The organism is Streptococcus sp. GMD6S (assembly GCF_000297015.1).
The window spans coordinates 1-822 of the sequence record NZ_AJRH01000207.1 but is presented as its reverse complement, the minus strand read 5'-3'; the positions used below and the strand labels follow the sequence as shown (position 1 = coordinate 822).

Genomic DNA, 822 nt, shown 5'->3' with positions numbered 1-822 from the left:
ACTTCGGCCGGTGTCACCTGATCGCTGTCTTCTGCCAAGAAATCATCTAACAAATCTGACGCTTCGATATCGCCATCTTCGATAGCTTTCAAGATAGCTTCCTTACCAATCACTTCCTTAGCTGCCATAATCGCTGCTTCCTTATCAGTGATAGTAGCATCCTTGTTGATGTCATCGATAGTTGATTTTTCGATTTTTTCTAGGGTAGCGATTAAATCTGAGCGAACTTTTGCTGCTTCTTCCGCTGCTTCCTTGTCCGCTGCAGCGAGTTTAGCTTGGTCTTGGCTTGAGAAATCTTCTTGGCTCATCGCTTCGGCCGGTGTTACCTGGTCACTGTCTTCTGCTAAGAAATCATCTAACAAGTCTGAGGCATCAATGTCGCCTTCTTCGATAGCTTTCAAGATGCCGTCCTTGCCAATCACTTCTTTAGCCGCCTTGATCGCTGCTTCCTTATCAGTGATAGTGGCATCCTTGTTGATGTCATCTATGGTTGATTTTTCAATTTTTTCTAAGGTAGCGATTAGATCTGAGCGAACTTTGGCTGCATCAACCTGAGCCTCTTTATCAGCTTCATCTAACTTAGCTTGGTCTTCATCTGTGAATTCTGATACAGGTTCAGCTACTGTTTTATGCTCGCTTGTATCTGCTGGCCAGTCTACAATAACATCACCAATCTCCAAATCCTCATCTGCGATAACCTTCAAAAGATTTTCTTTACCAATCTCTTCTTTGGCTTCTTTGATAGCCGCTTCTTTATCGATGATTGAAGCGTCTTTTTTAATATCTTCAATTACAGCATTTTCAAGAGATTCTAGGGCTTGA

General features: G+C 42.6%; 1 pseudogene. It reads right to left on the bottom strand.

Annotated features, from left to right (window positions below):
- A pseudogene (locus GMD6S_RS12805) lies at positions 1 to 822 on the bottom strand (SIALI-17 repeat-containing surface protein); the annotation flags it as partial.